At 71.2% G+C, this 15,183-nt stretch carries 17 protein-coding genes; 15 read left to right on the forward strand and 2 right to left on the reverse strand.

All coding sequences use genetic code 11. The features are described 5' to 3' along the window. Positions 1 to 20: 20 nt before the first annotated feature. From OG393_RS32845 to OG393_RS32905, 13 genes are all read left to right on the forward strand, one after another. On the forward strand, positions 21 to 482 hold the full coding sequence (locus OG393_RS32845; protein ID WP_327378716.1) for a helix-turn-helix domain-containing protein: 462 nt from the start codon (positions 21 to 23) through the stop codon (positions 480 to 482). 244 nt (positions 483 to 726) lie between these two features. Beyond that, a complete protein-coding gene (locus tag OG393_RS32850) occupies positions 727 to 1,302 on the forward strand; it encodes a hypothetical protein (protein ID WP_327378717.1) in 576 nt (191 codons plus the stop codon). Then, positions 1,296 to 2,255 carry an ATP-binding protein gene (locus OG393_RS32855; RefSeq protein ID WP_327378718.1) on the forward strand — a complete coding sequence of 320 codons (960 nt, stop codon included), beginning with the start codon at positions 1,296 to 1,298 and terminating at the stop codon, positions 2,253 to 2,255. The genes OG393_RS32850 and OG393_RS32855 overlap by 7 nt, the downstream gene beginning before the upstream one ends. 18 nt (positions 2,256 to 2,273) lie before the next feature. Beyond that, positions 2,274 to 2,960, forward strand: coding sequence for an SAF domain-containing protein (locus OG393_RS32860; RefSeq protein ID WP_327378719.1), 687 nt, complete (start codon positions 2,274 to 2,276; stop codon positions 2,958 to 2,960). After that, positions 2,960 to 3,781 (forward strand): hypothetical protein, encoded by an 822-nt coding sequence (locus OG393_RS32865; RefSeq protein ID WP_327378720.1) that lies wholly within the window; start codon positions 2,960 to 2,962, stop codon positions 3,779 to 3,781. Before OG393_RS32860 ends, OG393_RS32865 begins: the two co-directional genes overlap by 1 nt. Further along, a complete protein-coding gene (locus OG393_RS32870) occupies positions 3,778 to 5,343 on the forward strand; it encodes a CpaF family protein (RefSeq protein WP_327378721.1) in 1,566 nt (521 codons plus the stop codon). Before OG393_RS32865 ends, OG393_RS32870 begins: the two co-directional genes overlap by 4 nt. Then, the gene (locus tag OG393_RS32875) at positions 5,340 to 6,269 is read left to right on the forward strand and encodes a type II secretion system F family protein (protein ID WP_327378722.1); all 930 of its coding nucleotides are present in this window, start codon (positions 5,340 to 5,342) and stop codon (positions 6,267 to 6,269) included. The genes OG393_RS32870 and OG393_RS32875 overlap by 4 nt, the downstream gene beginning before the upstream one ends. Further along, positions 6,266 to 7,165 (forward strand): type II secretion system F family protein, encoded by a 900-nt coding sequence (locus tag OG393_RS32880; protein WP_327378723.1) that lies wholly within the window; start codon positions 6,266 to 6,268, stop codon positions 7,163 to 7,165. The genes OG393_RS32875 and OG393_RS32880 overlap by 4 nt, the downstream gene beginning before the upstream one ends. Positions 7,166 to 7,192: 27 nt before the next feature. Continuing rightward, entirely contained in the window at positions 7,193 to 7,390 is a 198-nt protein-coding gene (locus OG393_RS32885) for a hypothetical protein (RefSeq protein WP_327378724.1), read from the forward strand. Then, a complete protein-coding gene (locus OG393_RS32890; protein WP_327378725.1) occupies positions 7,387 to 7,809 on the forward strand; it encodes a TadE/TadG family type IV pilus assembly protein in 423 nt (140 codons plus the stop codon). Before OG393_RS32885 ends, OG393_RS32890 begins: the two co-directional genes overlap by 4 nt. Then, the gene (locus tag OG393_RS32895; RefSeq protein WP_327378726.1) at positions 7,806 to 8,243 is read left to right on the forward strand and encodes a TadE/TadG family type IV pilus assembly protein; all 438 of its coding nucleotides are present in this window, start codon (positions 7,806 to 7,808) and stop codon (positions 8,241 to 8,243) included. The genes OG393_RS32890 and OG393_RS32895 overlap by 4 nt, the downstream gene beginning before the upstream one ends. 84 nt (positions 8,244 to 8,327) lie before the next feature. Continuing rightward, on the forward strand, positions 8,328 to 8,699 hold the full coding sequence (locus OG393_RS32900; protein ID WP_327378958.1) for a hypothetical protein: 372 nt from the start codon (positions 8,328 to 8,330) through the stop codon (positions 8,697 to 8,699). Between the two features lie 5 nt (positions 8,700 to 8,704). Then, positions 8,705 to 12,364 carry a LysM peptidoglycan-binding domain-containing protein gene (locus OG393_RS32905; RefSeq protein ID WP_327378727.1) on the forward strand — a complete coding sequence of 1,220 codons (3,660 nt, stop codon included), beginning with the start codon at positions 8,705 to 8,707 and terminating at the stop codon, positions 12,362 to 12,364. Between the two features lie 75 nt (positions 12,365 to 12,439). On the opposite strand, the gene OG393_RS32910 is transcribed toward OG393_RS32905, so the two are convergent. Continuing rightward, a complete protein-coding gene (locus OG393_RS32910; protein WP_327378728.1) occupies positions 12,440 to 13,093 on the reverse strand; it encodes a hypothetical protein in 654 nt (217 codons plus the stop codon). Positions 13,094 to 13,395: 302 nt separating this feature from the next. Between OG393_RS32910 and OG393_RS32915 the strand changes: the two genes are divergently transcribed. Further along, on the forward strand, positions 13,396 to 14,049 hold the full coding sequence (locus OG393_RS32915) for a hypothetical protein (RefSeq protein WP_327378729.1): 654 nt from the start codon (positions 13,396 to 13,398) through the stop codon (positions 14,047 to 14,049). A gap of 317 nt (positions 14,050 to 14,366) precedes the next feature. Further along, positions 14,367 to 15,026 (forward strand): hypothetical protein, encoded by a 660-nt coding sequence (locus tag OG393_RS32920; protein WP_327378730.1) that lies wholly within the window; start codon positions 14,367 to 14,369, stop codon positions 15,024 to 15,026. Here OG393_RS32920 and OG393_RS32925 read toward each other — a convergent pair. Continuing rightward, on the reverse strand, positions 15,019 to 15,174 hold the full coding sequence (locus tag OG393_RS32925; protein WP_327378731.1) for a hypothetical protein: 156 nt from the start codon (positions 15,172 to 15,174) through the stop codon (positions 15,019 to 15,021). The genes OG393_RS32920 and OG393_RS32925 overlap by 8 nt on opposite strands. Positions 15,175 to 15,183: the final 9 nt, after the last annotated feature.

Here is a 15,183-nt window from a genome sequence, read left to right on the forward strand (position 1 = left end):
CCCCGTCGAGACGGAGCTACGTGGCGAACCGCGGAGTATCAGCTTTCAGCGCCACGGCCCTGCGCCGACTGCGCACCACGGCCTCCCTGTCGCAGGACGACCTGGCGGCCATGGCCCGCACGCGCGGCGCACGGGTGGCCGGCACCCACATCTGCCTGTACGAACAGGGCCGACGAAAGCCCCAGTTGCCGACGGCCCAGGCCCTAGCCGACAGCCTGAGAGTGCCACTGGACGCGCTCTTGTCGACCGGCAGGTCGGACGATGTGCAGAGGCTGCGGCTGTTGGCCGGCTGGAGCCAGAGCGCGCTAGCGCACCGGCTGGGCATCGCCCAGGCCCGGTGGTCGCGGATCGAGCGGGGCCTTTCCTCGCTCGACGAGTCCAAGGTCCGGCTGGCCGCCGAACTGCTGAAGGTCACGGTCGAGCAGCTGTTGCGCTCGCTGGACGCCGCCACCGGCAGCCGGCCGCCGCGCGGCCGTCGCTAAAAGCATGTGACGTCTCTGCAGCGGGCAATTTCGGCTCCTTATCCATTTGATCACCCACTCCCATGCGGAGCGCCACGTCCGTCCGCCGCCCGCCCTTGGCATCCATTACGGGTGCTGCCAGCGGAAATTCGCGTGACGTCCAGCAGCGCCGCCGCATAGCCCCACCGTCTGCCTCCCCGAGCCCCTTCAAAGGCCCCGGGAACCCACGCCACCCATCTACTGACCGCGACTCACACACGGGGATATGCCAGTGACATTCACCACCAGGACTCGAATACGTACTGCTGGCCTGACCGTCGCGATGATCACCGCCGCGGCCTCTTCGCTCACCGCCTGCAGCGAGGGGGCGCCGGCCAAGCCGACGGCCACCTCGAGTCCGTCTCAGTCCCCCACGGCGGACCCGCAGGCTGCGGCCAAGGCCGAGGTGCTGGCCGTCTACCGCAGCTACTGGGATGCGCAGATCAAGGCGTACGCGAAGGCCAGCCCCGTCGACACGGGCCTGGACAAGTACGCCTTCGACAAGGCCCTCGGCAAGACCGAGTCCGAACTCGTCGCACTCAGGATCGGCGGAAACGTCCTCAAGGGTGAGCCGAAGATCTCTCCGGACGTCACGGCGGTCAGCCTGGACGAGTCGCCGAAGAAGGCCACGATCACCGACTGCGTCGACGTCACGAACTGGAAGATGTTCAAGGAGAAGACCGGGGACGAGGTGAAGCTGCCCAAGGAGCGGCTCACCCGGTTCGTCACCACCGTCTCCGCGCGGACCGTCGGCGACAAGTGGATGATCGTCGAGACCCAGCAGCAGGAACGCACATGCTGACCCGCAAAGCCGCAGCCGTCGTATCCGCGCTCGCAGGCATCGTCTACCTGCTCCTTCCCTCCCAGGCTTGGGCCGATGGAGGCGGCACCGACGTCGGCGGGTGCAACATCACCTGGATCTGCACCGGCGTCGAAGTCCCCGGACACCCCGGTGGTGGCGGCGGAGGCGGTGGAGGCGGCGGCGGTGGTGGAGGCGGCGGCGGCAAGGGCGACGGCAAGACCTGCGAGACCGGCGCGAAGGAACGCCCAGGAAGCCCCGGCTGGGAGTGCTACATCCCCGGCGTAGGGACCTGGAGTGAGTTCTACGGCTGCTGGATCCGGAAGCTGGACCCGCAGCCGCCGAAGTCCGACCCCGTCTGGCAGGGCAACACCACCGGCGCCATCTACGGCTTCGCGTGCATGGCTCAGGTCCATGGCCGCCCCACCCCGGCCGACGGCTTCGCCCGCTGGTCCGCGACGGATCCGCTCGGGCAGACCGGCCCCTCCGCCGCGGAGCTGGCTCAGCGCGCGCTGAGCATGATGCGACTGGACGGCGCCAAGGTCGGCAGCGCACCCCCGGCCGGGGCCAAGGGCCTCATCGGCATGCCGGTGTGGCTGTGGACCGCCCAGACGCCCAACACCTGGGGGCCGCTCTCGACCACCGCGTCGGCCGGCGGTCTGTCGGTGACGGCGACCGCGCACGTCAAGTCCATCACTTGGGGCATGGGCGACGGCACATCCGTGACCTGCACCAAGCCCGGCACTCCGTACGAGAAGTCCTACGGCAAGCAGGAGTCCCCGGACTGCGGCCACACCTACACCAAGGTGCCCGACGGCGGCTCCTACAAGATCACCGCGACGAGCGCGTGGGTGATCGAGTGGACCGCCACCAACGGTGAGACGGGCACGCTGCCGAACGAGACACGCAACGCTGGAACCGCGATCAACATCGGCGAGCTCCAGGTCGTCAACTAACGAGGAAATCCAGTAACCATGGCGACGACGTTCGCGAACAAGAAGACCGCCGAGACGGCACCCGCAGCAGCGGGGCCGCTGCCGATATCGCAGGACGCTCCGCGCCGCCGACGGCGGCCGGTCGTCGTCGGCGCCGGCCTGGCGCTGGCCGCGGTCGGCGCGCTTCTCGCCGTGTGGCAGGTCGACGAGGCCGGCAACCGCGTGCCGGTGATCGCGCTGGCCCACGACGTCAAGGCGGGTGAGACCGTCAAGAAGACCGACCTGGTCGTGGCGCAGGTCGCTCCCGACGCCGCGCTCGCGCCGGTGCCCGTCAGCCGCAGCAGCGACATCGTCGGCAAGACCGCGGCCGCCGACCTGCCCAAGGGAAGCCTCGTCACCGACGCCTCGGTGCACGAGGGCACGCCGGTCGCCAAGGGCCGCGACACCGTGGGCATCCTGGCCAAGCCCGGACAGCTCCCGGCGCAGCGGCTGCGCACCGGCGACGAGGTCACCCTCGTCCACACGCCGCAGGACGACGCCCAGGCGGCGAAGTCAGGTTCGCAGAAGGCCCCCGACAGCATCAGCGCCGTCGTCGTGGGTCTCTCGTCCCCCGACGCGAACGGGGCGGTCGTCGTGGACGTTGCCGTCGCGGGAACGGACAGCCCGCCCCTGGCCACCTGGACGGCCAGGGGCGCGGTGACCATCGTGCTGAAGGCGGCCAGCTGATGTCGGTCATCGCGCTGGTCTCCGGCAAGTCCGCCGGCGTCACCTGCTCCGCGCTCGCCCTCGCCCTGTCCTCGCCGAAGCCGTCCCTGCTGGTGGAGGCCGACCCGGCGGGCGGCACCATCCGTGCGGGATACCTCGGCGGAGAAGGCAACGCCTCCACCGGTCTGCACCGCCTGGCGGCCGCGGACCGCCAGGGCACGCTCGCCAGGGAGTTCAGCCAGCACTTCGTGAGCCTGGACCGCGACAACACCGGTCAGCGGCTGCTCCTTCCGGGGCTGACCGACCCCACCCAGGCCGCCTCGCTCAGCCGCACCTGGGAGCCGATCTCCCGGCTGCTCGGCGTGATGGACCAGACCGGCCACGACGTGATCATCGACGCCGGCCGCATCCTGACCGAGTCCGAGACCCGGCTGTCCACGACCCGCTACCCGACACCGCTGCTCCACCGCGCCGACGCCGTGCTCATGGTGGTGCGCACCACACAGGCCTCCATCGCGGCGGCGGCGCCGGCCATGCGGGTTCTGCGGGAGGAACTGGCGCATCACGGAACGGGGTCCGACGCGCTCGGCCTGCTGCTGATCGAGGAGGGATCCTTCAACTCCAGCCAGGTCCAGCAGCATCTGCAAGCCCCCGTGGTCGGCATGCTCGCGTGGGACGCCGACAGCGCCGATGTCCTCACCCACGGGGCGTACAAGAAGCTGCCGAAGTCGCTGCTGCGCTCCGCCCGGCCGGCCCATCAAACCATCAACGAGCTGGTGACCAGGCGCCGCGTCCAGCTGCAGCCGGCCGCGCTGCCGACCTTTGCCGGGAGGGCATCATGACCGACACCCGGCCGGAGTCCCCGGCCACCGACTACACCGCCCTGTTCACCCAGGCCCTCGGCGAGCACCCCGCACCGGGTGCGCCGGCCCTTCGGCCGGTCCCTGCCCAGGTGTCGCCGGCCAGCGTGCCCAAGAGCGTCGTCGGCGTCCCCGATACGTCGACCCCGGTCACACTGCCGGTCGGTCACGAGGTGCTGGCCGAGCTGCGTTCCCGCGCCAGCATGAAGATCGGCGAGGCCGCGGGCGCCGACGCCTCCATGACCGAGGAGGACCGCCGGCAGCGCGGCCAGTCGATCATCGTGCAGGTCGTCTCGGAGTGGGCGACGAAGTACGCGGCCAGCGGCCAGGATCTGACCGCTCAGCAGGAGCGCGCTGTCCGCGAGGCCGTTTTCGACGAGCTGTTCCGCGCCGGCCGTCTCCAGCCGCTGCTGGACGACCGGCACGTCGAGAACATCATCATCTACGGCGACAAGGTCCGCGTGGACTACGCCGACCGCCCGACGCGGACCTGGGACCCGATCGCGAAGACCGACCGCGATCTGATCAGCCTCATCAACCACCTCGCCCGGATGCAGGGGCAGGGCGAGCGCGCGCTGACGCCCGCCACCCCGAACCTGAACCTCCGGCTGGCCGACGGCTCCCGCCTTGCGGCCTCGGCATACGTCACGCCAAGGCCGAGCATCGTCATCCGACGCCACCGCACCCGCAACCAAGGCCTGGACGACCTGGTGCGCTGGGGCACGATCGACGCCTCGCTCGCACACTTCCTGAAGGCCGCAGTCAAGGGCCGCAAGAACGTCATCGTGGTCGGCTCCCAGGGCGTTGGAAAAACGTCTCTGCTGCGGGCCATGGCCCGTGAGATCCCGAGCAAGGAACGCGTGGGCACCCTGGAGTCGGAGTACGAGCTCTACCTCCACGAGGACCCCGACGGTCCGGAAGTCGTCGCCTACGAGGGGCGCGAGTCCAACGGCGAGCGCGGTCCGGACGGCAAGCTCCAGGGCGAGCTGACCCTGTCCGACCTGTTCCCGCAGCTGCTGCGTATGTCGCTGCGGCGCGTGATCGTCGGCGAGGTCCGCTCGAAGGAAGTCGTGCCGATGCTGCACGCCATGAACGAGGGCGAGGGCGGGTCGATGGCCACGCTCCACGCCCGCAGCCCGCAGCTGTCGATCGAGCGTCTGGCCACCCTGTGTCTGGAGGCCGGCATCGGCATGACCGAGGCCCTGGCCTACCGGCTCATCGCCCAGGCCGTCGACCTCGTCGTGTATGTGCGCCTGGTCGACGAGACCGAACTCGTGGGACCTGGCGGCCAGCACGGACGCAAGCACCGCTTCGTGTCCCACGTCATGGAGATCACCGGCATCGGTGAGGGCGGCCGACCCTCGCACCAGATGGTCTTCGCCCCGCGCGAGCAGGACGGACGGCGCGAGCCGCGGGCCGTGCCGCACGGCAACATTTCCCAGGCCTGCCTGGATGACCTGGTGCGGGCCGGGCTGGACCGCAGCATCCTGCAGCGGCCGTGGGGCAGCTGGGGCGCGCCGCTGGAGACGGTGGTGCCGCTGTGACGCTCACCCTCAGCTCTCTGCTCGCTGCGTTCGGCGGGCTGGCCGCCGTCGGTGGTCTCGTCCTGGCAGTTGCCGGGGGCGTCGGCTGGGCGCCGTCGGCCACGGTGCGGCGCCGCAGCCGTCTGGAGCGCAAGGTCCGTGCGCTGTTCGTCAAGGACGCCCGCACTCCTACCTCCTGGTGGGCGCGGGGCCAGGCCCGGATGGCCGGAGCCGTTGTGGCGGGCCTGGGCGTGTGGCTGTTCACCGGCTGGCTGACCGGTGGGCTCGTCACGGTCGCTGTCGTGCTCGGTCTGCCGTGGCTGCTCAACACCTCCGGCAGCGGCAAGTCGCAGATCGACAAGCTCGAAGCGATCGAGGAGTGGGTGCGGCGCATGTCCGACATTCACACCGTCGGCGTGAGCCTGGAGGCCACCATCCAGCGCAGCCTGGAGACCGTCCCGAAGGCGATCCGCGAGGAGGTCCAGCTTCTCGTCTCGCGGCAGCAGGCCGGCTGGGTGCCTCAGGACGCCTACCGGGCCTTCGCCGACGACCTCAACGACGCCATGGTCGACGAGGTCGTCGCCCTGCTGATCCTGCACGTCGAGGACCGCGGTAGCGGCCTGAGCAAGGCCATGCGCGAGCTCGCCGACGCTCTTCAACACGAGGTCCTCGCGCGCCGCGAGGTCGAAGCCGACCGGCAGAAGCCGCGCACCAACGACCGCTGGGTGACCATTTTCTGCCTCGGGATCTTCGGCATCACGGCGTTCTCCGGCAGCTACGTCGAGCCCTACAACACCCTCACTGGGCAGTTCGTCCTCGTCTTCGTGGCGGTCGCGTTCGTCCTGGTCAAGATCTGGATGCGTCGCATGGCGATTCTCGAGCCCGCGCCCCGGTTCCTGTCCCCTGCCGACCGCTCCGGCGGCCAGATCACCGAGGAGGCGTCGTGATCTTCTCCCCGTACGCCGTCGTCGGCGGCGCCGTCGCGGGCCTGGGCCTGGTGATCGCCGCGCGCGGCATCCTGCCCGGCCGGCCCGACCTCGGCGACGTCCTGTCCCGGATGGATGCCACCCGGCTGGAGAACCTGGACCGCAACCGCGCCAGCCAGCCCAACACGCTGATGGAGAAGGCGGGCGCGCTCCTGCTGCGCACCGCCGGAGAAGGTACCCTGCGCCTGCCCCGCCAGCAGCTGGAACTCGTGGGCCGCTCCCCCGCCGCCCACCTGGGCCGCAAGATCGGCCTCGCCCTCTACGGACTGCTGCTGCCCGTCCTGGCGGTGAGCCTGGCCAACCTGGCCGGCTACCCGTTCCCCTTCGCGGTCCCGGCGATCGCCGGCCTCGGTCTCGCGGTCGTCTTCTGGCTCCTGCCCGACCTCCAGCTCAAGCAGCAGGCGGTGGAGGCGAAGGAGGACTTCCGGCACGCGGTCAAGGCATACCTCAGGCTCGTCCAGCTGGAGCGTGCCGCGGACGCGGCCCCCACCCAGGCCCTGAAGAAGGCCGCCGAGGTCGGCGAGGGCTGGGTCTTCGCGAAGATCCGCGACACCATCACCCGCGCCGAGCTGGAAGGCATCAGCCCGTGGGAGGGCCTCAAGCGCCTGTCCATCGAGCTCGACGTCCCCGAACTCGGCGCACCGGCCGACATCATCGCGATCGCCGGCGAGGAGGGCGCGGCCGTCGGCGACACCCTCGGCGCGCAGGCCAAGTCGCTCTCCGGCGCCCTGGTCACCTCCGCGAAGGCCCAGGCGAACATGGCCAGCGAAAAGATGGTCATGCCCGTCGCGATGCTCGTCCTGATCATGACCGTCTACATCGGCTACCCCGCACTCTCGCGGATCATGGCCAGCTAACTCCCGCACAAGACAAGGAATCTCACGATGGGAACTGACCCCAACTTCGCGTTCATCAAGGCCTTCTTCGGGGCCCAGGTCGACCGGCTGCGCAACGCACGCGACGACCGCGGCGCCATATCCATCGAGACGATGATGATCGTGGCGGGCCTCGTGGTCGTCGCCGCCATCGCCGCCGGCGTCATCCTCACCAAGGTCAACGAGAAGGCGAAAGAGATCAAGTGACACGCCTCCGCAGGGCTGTCGGCCGTTGGTCCCGCGCGTTCGCCGAGCGCGACGCGCGGGACCGCGGAGCCGTCTCCCTGGAGATGCTGATCGTCTTCCCCGTCGTGCTGCTGGTGATCCTGCTGGTCGTGCACGTCGGGCTGTGGTGGCATGCCCGCAATGTGGCGATGTCGGCCGCCCAGCTGGGTGTGGAGTCGGCCCGCGTTCGCGGGGCATCCGCCGGCACCGGTACCGCCGAGGCCCGCGACTTCCTCTCCCGAGCCGGCGGCAGCATCTCCGGCCTGTCGGTCAGCGGCAGCAAGGGTGCGACGGTGCGTGTCCGGGTCACCGGCTACGTCGACACGATGATCCCCGGCCTCAAGCTCAAGATCGACCAGCACGCGGACGCGGCCACCGAGCGCATCACGGAGGCCCGGTGACCATCACCCGACGGCTCAAGGACGACCGCGGCGCGCTGTCGCTGGAGGCGGTCATCCTGTTCCCCGTCCTCATCCTGGTGCTGCTGCTGGTCGTCGCGTTCGGCCGCATCGGGTCCGCCGGCAACGCGGTCGACACCGCCGCCCGCAACGCCGCGCGCGCCGCCTCGCTGGAACGCAGCGGCGGCTCGGCCAGCAACGCGGGGTCGCAGGTGGCGCGCAGCGTCCTGGGCCAGCAGGGGCTGGAGTGCACCTCCACATCCGTGTCCATCTCCACGGGCGGGTTCTCCGCCGCGATCGGCGAGCCGGCCTCGACCACGGCCACGGTGACGTGCACGGTCCGGCTCTCCGACATCGGACTGCCCGGCTTGCCCGGTTCCAAGACTCTGACCAGCAGCTTTACCTCGTCGATCGACTCCTACCGCCAGCGCGGCTGACAGGACCACCGCATGACTCCCGCCCGACCCCCTCTCGTCGCCCGGATCCGCCGCGCCCTGCGCGACGGCCACGACCGCGGCGCGATGAGCCTGTTCGTCCTCGTCACCGTCGTGGCGCTCTTCCTCGTGGCCGCCCTGGTCTACGACGGCGCCGGCAGGCTCCGGGCGCTCACCCACGCCGAGGGCGTCGCCCATGAGGCGGCGCGGGCCGGCGGGCAGGCCGTCGACGCGGGCAAGGCGATCTCCGGCCAAGGCATCACCGTCGACCGCAACGCGGCTGTTGCCGCCGCGCGCACCTACCTCAGCCGCGCGGGAGTCAGCGGCACGGTGAGCGTGAGCGAGGACGGCGCGTCCCTGGAAGTGGACGTGACGGGGTCGTATCGGGCCGTGTTCCTCGGCGGGGCCAGCGGCACGGTCACCGGCCACGGCAGCGCCAATCTCGTCTACCGGGGGTGACGGTCATGAACAACCGCAGCATCGCATCCAGGCTCGTCCGCGCGCTCTTCGCCCTGGTAGCTCTGATCGCCCTCCTGGTCGGCGTGCCCGCCGTCCTGCTCGGCATCGGAGTCCTACCCGACCATCTCCCGGGCTTCGACGAGATCACCACGGCGCTCACCAGCCCCGACTCCGGTCAGCTGTTCCTGGGTGCCGTCACCCTCATCGGCTGGTACGGCTACCTCAGCTTCGTGATCTCGGTCGTCCTGGAGACGGGCGCCGCGCTGCGCCACGTCCGGGCGCCGCGGATCCGCATGCTGGGCGGGTCCCAGCAGCTCGCCGGCGCGCTCGTCGGCGGCATCCTCGTGCTGCTGCCGACGGGTACCGCGATGGCCACGCCCGCCAGCGCTGCCCCTGCCACCGTGGCCACGGCCAGCGCGGTCGCCGACACCCACGCCACGGCGGCCCCCGCGGCCAAGGCCTCCTCTGCTTCTTCGGCCTGGGACGGCCCCGTCCACCATGTGCAGGACGGCGACACCCTCTGGGACATCGCGGAGAAGCGCCTGGGTGCCGGCATCGAGTGGCACCGGATCATCGACGTCAACGCCGGCGTACACCAAGCGGACGGCTCCCTCGTCACCGCCGACACCACCGTCCTGCAACCGGGCTGGATCCTGCGGCTTCCCGCGGATGCCTCGCCGATCCCGACCGCCGATCAGGGCGGAACCCAGGCGCAGACTGCCGGATCCAAGGCCGCGGCCGAAACCCACACCGTGCGCGCGGGCGAGACCCTCACCGGCATCGCCCAGGACGAGCTCGGTGACGCCGATGCCTACCCGAAGATCGTCGAGGCGAACAAGGGCGTGGAGCAGGCCGACGGGCGTACCCTCGGCGACCCCGACGAGATCTACCCCGGCTGGAAGCTGCAGCTCCCCACCACAGCCGGCGCCGACCACAGCGACCCGAGCAACTCGAAGCCGGAAGAGGCGCAGCCGCCGCACGAGCAGTCCGCCGAGCAGGGCAAGGACGAGGCGCGGCCCGGCGCAGAGCAGACGCAGCCGCCCGCCCAGGACAAGCCGGGCCCGGAGGCCGAGCAGGGCGGGAAGGGCGACACAGCCCAGACCCCCGGTGGCCTGGGCGCGGATAAGGACCGGCCGGGCGGTGGGCTGCCGACTGCCCGTCCGGACGCCCCGGCCGAGCAGTCCCAGACCCCCGTCGCAACACCGTCCGACGATGCCGACGACTCCTCCGTCGCGTCGGTGGCCTTGGCCGCCACCAGCCTGTTCGCCGCCGCCGTCCTGGGTGTCCTCGGCGGTCGGCGCGCGCTCCAGCAGCGCCGCCGGCGCCCGCGGCGGCGCATCCCGATGCCGCAGCAGGCCACTGCCACGGCCGACCTGGAGAAGCAGCTGCGGGTCGCCTCCGACCCCGAGGGCCTCGACCTGGTCGACTTCGCCCTGCGCACCCTGGCGGCCAACTGCGCCAAGGCCGGGCAGCCGCTCCCGCCGCTGGAGGCCGTCCGCGTCACCGCCAAGGGCCTGGAGCTGTACCTGTCGGCGCCGACCCCGCAGATCGCGCCGTTCACCGAGATGGAGGAAGGCCCGGACCGCTGGTGGTGCCCGGCCCGCGGCGCCCAGCTCCTGGACGAGGACCAGGCCCGCGACACCATGCCCCCTTACCCGGCGCTCGTCAGCCTCGGGGAGACCACCGACGGCGAACCGGTGCTCGTCAACCTCGAGTCCGTCGGCGCGCTGCGCCTGACCGGCACCGGCGCCGACATCCGCGCCGTCATGCTGGGCATAGCCGTTGAGCTGGCGTCCTCCGGCCTTTCCGACGACACCACGCTGCTCCTGGCCGGCCTCGGTGAGGAGCTCGCCGGCGTCTTCCCCATCCGTGTCGAGTACCAGGAGGATCTGGCGCAGGCCCTGCCGGAGCTGCGCGCCCACGACGCCCTGCAGCGCCGGGCTCTGGAAGCAGGCGACCTCGACGATCTCGCTCAGGCCCGCCTGTCCGAGGACGGCGGCGACACCTGGATCCCCAAGGTGCTGATCGCCCCCACCGCGCCCAGCGGCGACGAGGCGGAGGCCCTGGCCGATCTGCTGTCCTCACGGCCCCGCACCGCGACCGCGATCGTCACCGAGGCCGGTGACGAACTCGAGGTCGCCGGCGCGTGGACGCTTCCGGCAGCGCCCGGCAGTCTGGTGCAGCTGCCCGGCCTGGATCTGACCGTCACCCTGCAGAGGCTGGAGGAGGAGGCGTACCTGCCGCTGATTCAGCTGCTGACCACGGCTGCCCGCACCGACGACGTCGCCGCCCCCGCCTGGACCCACGCGCCCGACGGCACCGCCGTGGTGAACGGCCCGAGCCCGGTCCCGCAGCGGGGCGACTCCGCCCTCGCGCAGGACACAACGGAGCCCGACGCCGACGACGAGGGCACCGAGGTGGAGGATGCCGACGGGCAGCAGCCCGCAGCGCCGCCGGTCGCCCCGATCGTGCGTGCGGTCAGCTCGGTCAGCTTCGCCTCCGTCACCGCAGTGCCCGATCTCGGCCTCGGCGCCCTGGCTCCCTCGGTCACCGGCGCGGGCGGCAGCGACCTCGTGGAGGAGCTCGAAGCCGAAACCGCACAGGAGGGGGAGGCGTTGCCCAAGGAGCTCTTCGACGAGACGCTCCAGGAGGTTCTCGACGAACGCGACACGGAGGACCCCGAGGAGGAGGCGACGGCCGAGCCGCAGGAGCCCGAGGACCTGGACGAGCTCGCCGGCGAACAGCCGCAGGAGGAATCCGCCCTCGCCCCGGCCGCCCTCGGACGTCCGGAGGCCCGCCCGGCCAATCCCGCAGCCGCGGCCCCCGCACGGCCGGCCGCCCGGGTCACCGCTGTCACCTCTGGCGTGCTGGCCGCTCTGAACACACCGCCGGACCCGCCGTCCGCCCCGCAGATCCGCGTCCTTGGACCCGTCGACGTGATCAGCACCCTCGGCAAGGTCGAGTCGTACCGCCGCAACGCGCTGACCGAAATCGCTGCCTGGCTCGTCCTGCACCCGGGCAAGTCCCGCCACGAGCTCGACGAGGCGATCTGGCCCGGCCAGCGGATACTCGCCGACACCCGCAACACGGCGATCTCCAAGCTGCGGGCCTGGCTCGGCCGTGACCCGCTCCTTGCAGCCGACGATCCCTCCGGCGCCTACCTGCCGACGATCAGGGGCGGCGTCTACCGTTTCAACGACCAGGTCACCAGCGACTGGCAGGAGTTCCAGGCGTATTACCGGGAAGGGATGCACTACTCCGGCACGGAGGCCGACACCGCGCTGGCCAACGCGCTGGCGCTCGTCCGCGGCCGCCCGTTCAGCGACATCAACCAGTCCAAGTACGCCTGGGCCGAGTACGACATCCAGGAGATGATCTCGGCCGTGGTCGACGTCTCGCACGAGCTCGCCACCCGGCGCATGGCGGTACGCGACTACCGTGCCGCGCTCGCAGCGGCCTCCCGGGGACTGGTCTGCGACACGATGAGCGAGCTCCTCTACCGGGACCTGTTCACCGTCTACAGCGAGACCGGTGACCGCCAGGGGATGGAGCGGACGGCTCATCAGCTGACGCGCATCGAAATCGAAAGCGGGTCCGATTCCGCGCCCGAGACGGTGGCCCTGATCAATGCGCTGTTGGACGCGAACCGCATCGCGTCCGCCTGACCGGGCATGCGAAAGGGGCCTGTCCGCACCGGACTTCCGGTACGGACAGGCCCCCGACGTTTCGACCCGCTTCGTTCAGCCGTCGGCCGCGAGGCCGAGCGCGGCCACCAGGGCCTGTTCGAGGAGGGGCAGGAAGTCCTCTTGGCAGGTCCCGAGCGTGAGAGGCCGCTCGGACGGAGTGACCAGGTCCCAGCCGTGAGGCTGGAGACGAACCACGAGACAGGGCTTCGGAAACTGGTCGCCGAAGCGCATCGGCCCGGTCCGGGGCGCCATGACGAGCACGTGCAGACCGGCCAGCGGCACGCCCTGCGATCGCACGGCGCGCACCGCCGCACCGATGCGGTCAAGCTCCCGGGCCACCGCCGCTGTCTCTTCCGGGGTGGACGAGCGCTCCACCCGCCAGCCGATGTTGACGGGATCCTTGCCGGGCCTGAAGTCCGGCCAGCTCAGAGAGGGATGCACGCTCTGCATCCACGCGCCCATCGCGGTCCGTGCATGGCGCTCGTCCCGTCCGCGGCCTCGCTCCGACCACCAGCCGAGAACGCCCTCCGCTCCCCCGGCTGCCAGAGCCGCGGCACTCTGGGCCGCCACGACCCGCTCTTCCAAATCCGTGACCTCGCGCTCCAGGGCCGTCACCCGGCCGCGCACGGTCTCGAGCTCGGCGCGCGCGGTGGCGAGTCGCTCACCAAGGCGCACCGGGTCGTCGATCGTGCCCGTTGGACCAGCCATCTGCTACTGCCTCTTCTCTTGAGTCGGGTGCCAGCACCTCCTGACGCAGAGCACTGGACCCGGTCGCATTTCGTCCGGATTCCGGGCTCGGCGCGGACTGTTCACCAGGAAGGCCATGCCGGTCGGCCTCTGCTCGGCGGGTGGGGCCCCAGGCAGGGCGACAACTCAACACTAGATCAACTCCTAGAGTTAAGAAATCCCCTTGTTTCTGCTGCATCTACGAGAAGAGCCGGGCCGAATGGAGGCGCCGTCGACGCCGCCCGGCCGTGGATGCGCGTCGCCGCTCTGGGAGGATCGGCGGCGTGGAAGAGATGCGAGCCCGTCCCGGGTGGAAGCAAGTCCCGATGCCGCCGGCCGTGGCCAGCCTGCCCCGCGACAGCCGGGGATATCCGGTGGGCTGGACGACGCTCTGGGAGCCCCGCGACGCTCCGGGCCGGTCGTCGGTAATCCGCAGCCCCGAGGAGGGCGCGGTGCTGTGGTGCTACTGCGCGACCGGCACCGGGACTCCGCTGCTGGGGCAGATGTGCCCCCGGCGTCAGCGCACGGCGATGGCCCGGCGGCGCTGCCAGCTGTGCGGTACGTCGATCGACCGGGACGCGAAGGTGGTCTTCATCGCCGGCGAGTCGGAGGGGACGGCCGCCCAGCTCGTACGAGAACCACCGCTGCACGCGGCGTGCGCCGCCTACGCCGCTCGCGTCTGCCCCTACCTGGTGGTCGGGAACCGTGCAGGGGCGCTGCGCGTCGCCGAGGCAGCGTCCTACCAGCTGTTCGAGGAGCGGGTCCGGCCCGACAGCCTGGATCCGCAGGCGGACATGCTCAGGGAGGTGTTCCCCCTCGGAAGCCGCGCGGCGCTGCGGTTCGGCGCGCTGGAGAACCTGTTGGCGGCTCCCGCGGGCACCTGGGTTCCCTTCGCGACGTGGTTCGCCGGCCTTCCCCCTTCATCTTCTCAGGGCTGACCCTGCGCCTTCCCGGCCGCACGGTCACAGATCGCGCCAGTCGGAACGGGCCTTGTCCCAGACGTGCCCGAGCCACCACACGACCCGGCCGGGTTCGACCGTTCGACCTGGCAGCCGCAGTCCAACGAACCCGACTCCTGGCGCAGTTCAGCGCCCTGGGCGTCTGAGCCGCGGGCTGTTGTGGAGGACGCTGCGGCCGGCGCGTGTCCTTCGACATACTGATCTTGCCCGTCAGGTGACGGGATTCTCCCCGCGTGCGCGGGGATGCGGGGCCGCCGCCGTGGCGGTTCCGAGCACATCCCTGCCCTGGAGGAGCCATGCCCCGACGTACCGAACCGACCGCGCTGGACGTCCACGCCGCGTGGAACATCACCCTCGACCTCGACCGCCAGGGCGATATCGTCCCCGACAACAGCAGTCGGGGCCTGGAGGCCGAGGTCTTCGTACGGACCCGCGTCATGCCGCACGGCTTCGAAGGGGTGGAGCGCGGCGCGGCCCGGCTGCTCGAAGTGGTCGGGGGCGTCGTTTTCGGCATCGAGCCGCCGCTGCTGGCCGTGAAGCCGCTGGAGTTCTACACCGACCCGATCGTGGGCTCCTCCGTCACCGCTGGGAGCCCCAAGTTCGTGCCGGACCGGCGGGAGGAGTGCGCCGAGCTGGTGCGCGACCTGGTGGCCGCCTCGGTGCCAGGGCAGGCCGGTCCGTCGCCGCTGGAGGTCTGGGACGACTGGGCGGCCACCTACTCGCGGACGGCCCTGACCCCCGCATCCGGTACGTACTGCTGCGCGCCGTCCTGGTGCTCGCCGCGCTCGGCGACACCGCGACCGGCGCGAAGGGCTTCACGCAGACGGTCGTGGACAACAAGCTCGCCGCGCAGTTCCCGCTCCAGTCGTAGGGGAGTCGCTAGGGTGGCCAGGCCGCCGTGGCCTCCGGCTGGGAAGTCGTCTTCGGGCGCGAACACTGTCGATACCCCTAGATAACCGTCGCACCGTCGCAGGCGCCCGACTCGGCGTCGCCGCTCGGGTAGCGGGGGGAGGCGGGGATCCGGTGCCGGGCGCAGAAGTCGGTCCAGGCGCGGAGGAGCTCGGAGTCGTAGGTCTCGGCGGTGGCGCAGCGGAAGCGGGGCATGGGGCTGTC

This window comes from Streptomyces sp. NBC_01216, from assembly GCF_035994945.1.
Taxonomy (GTDB): domain Bacteria; phylum Actinomycetota; class Actinomycetes; order Streptomycetales; family Streptomycetaceae; genus Streptomyces.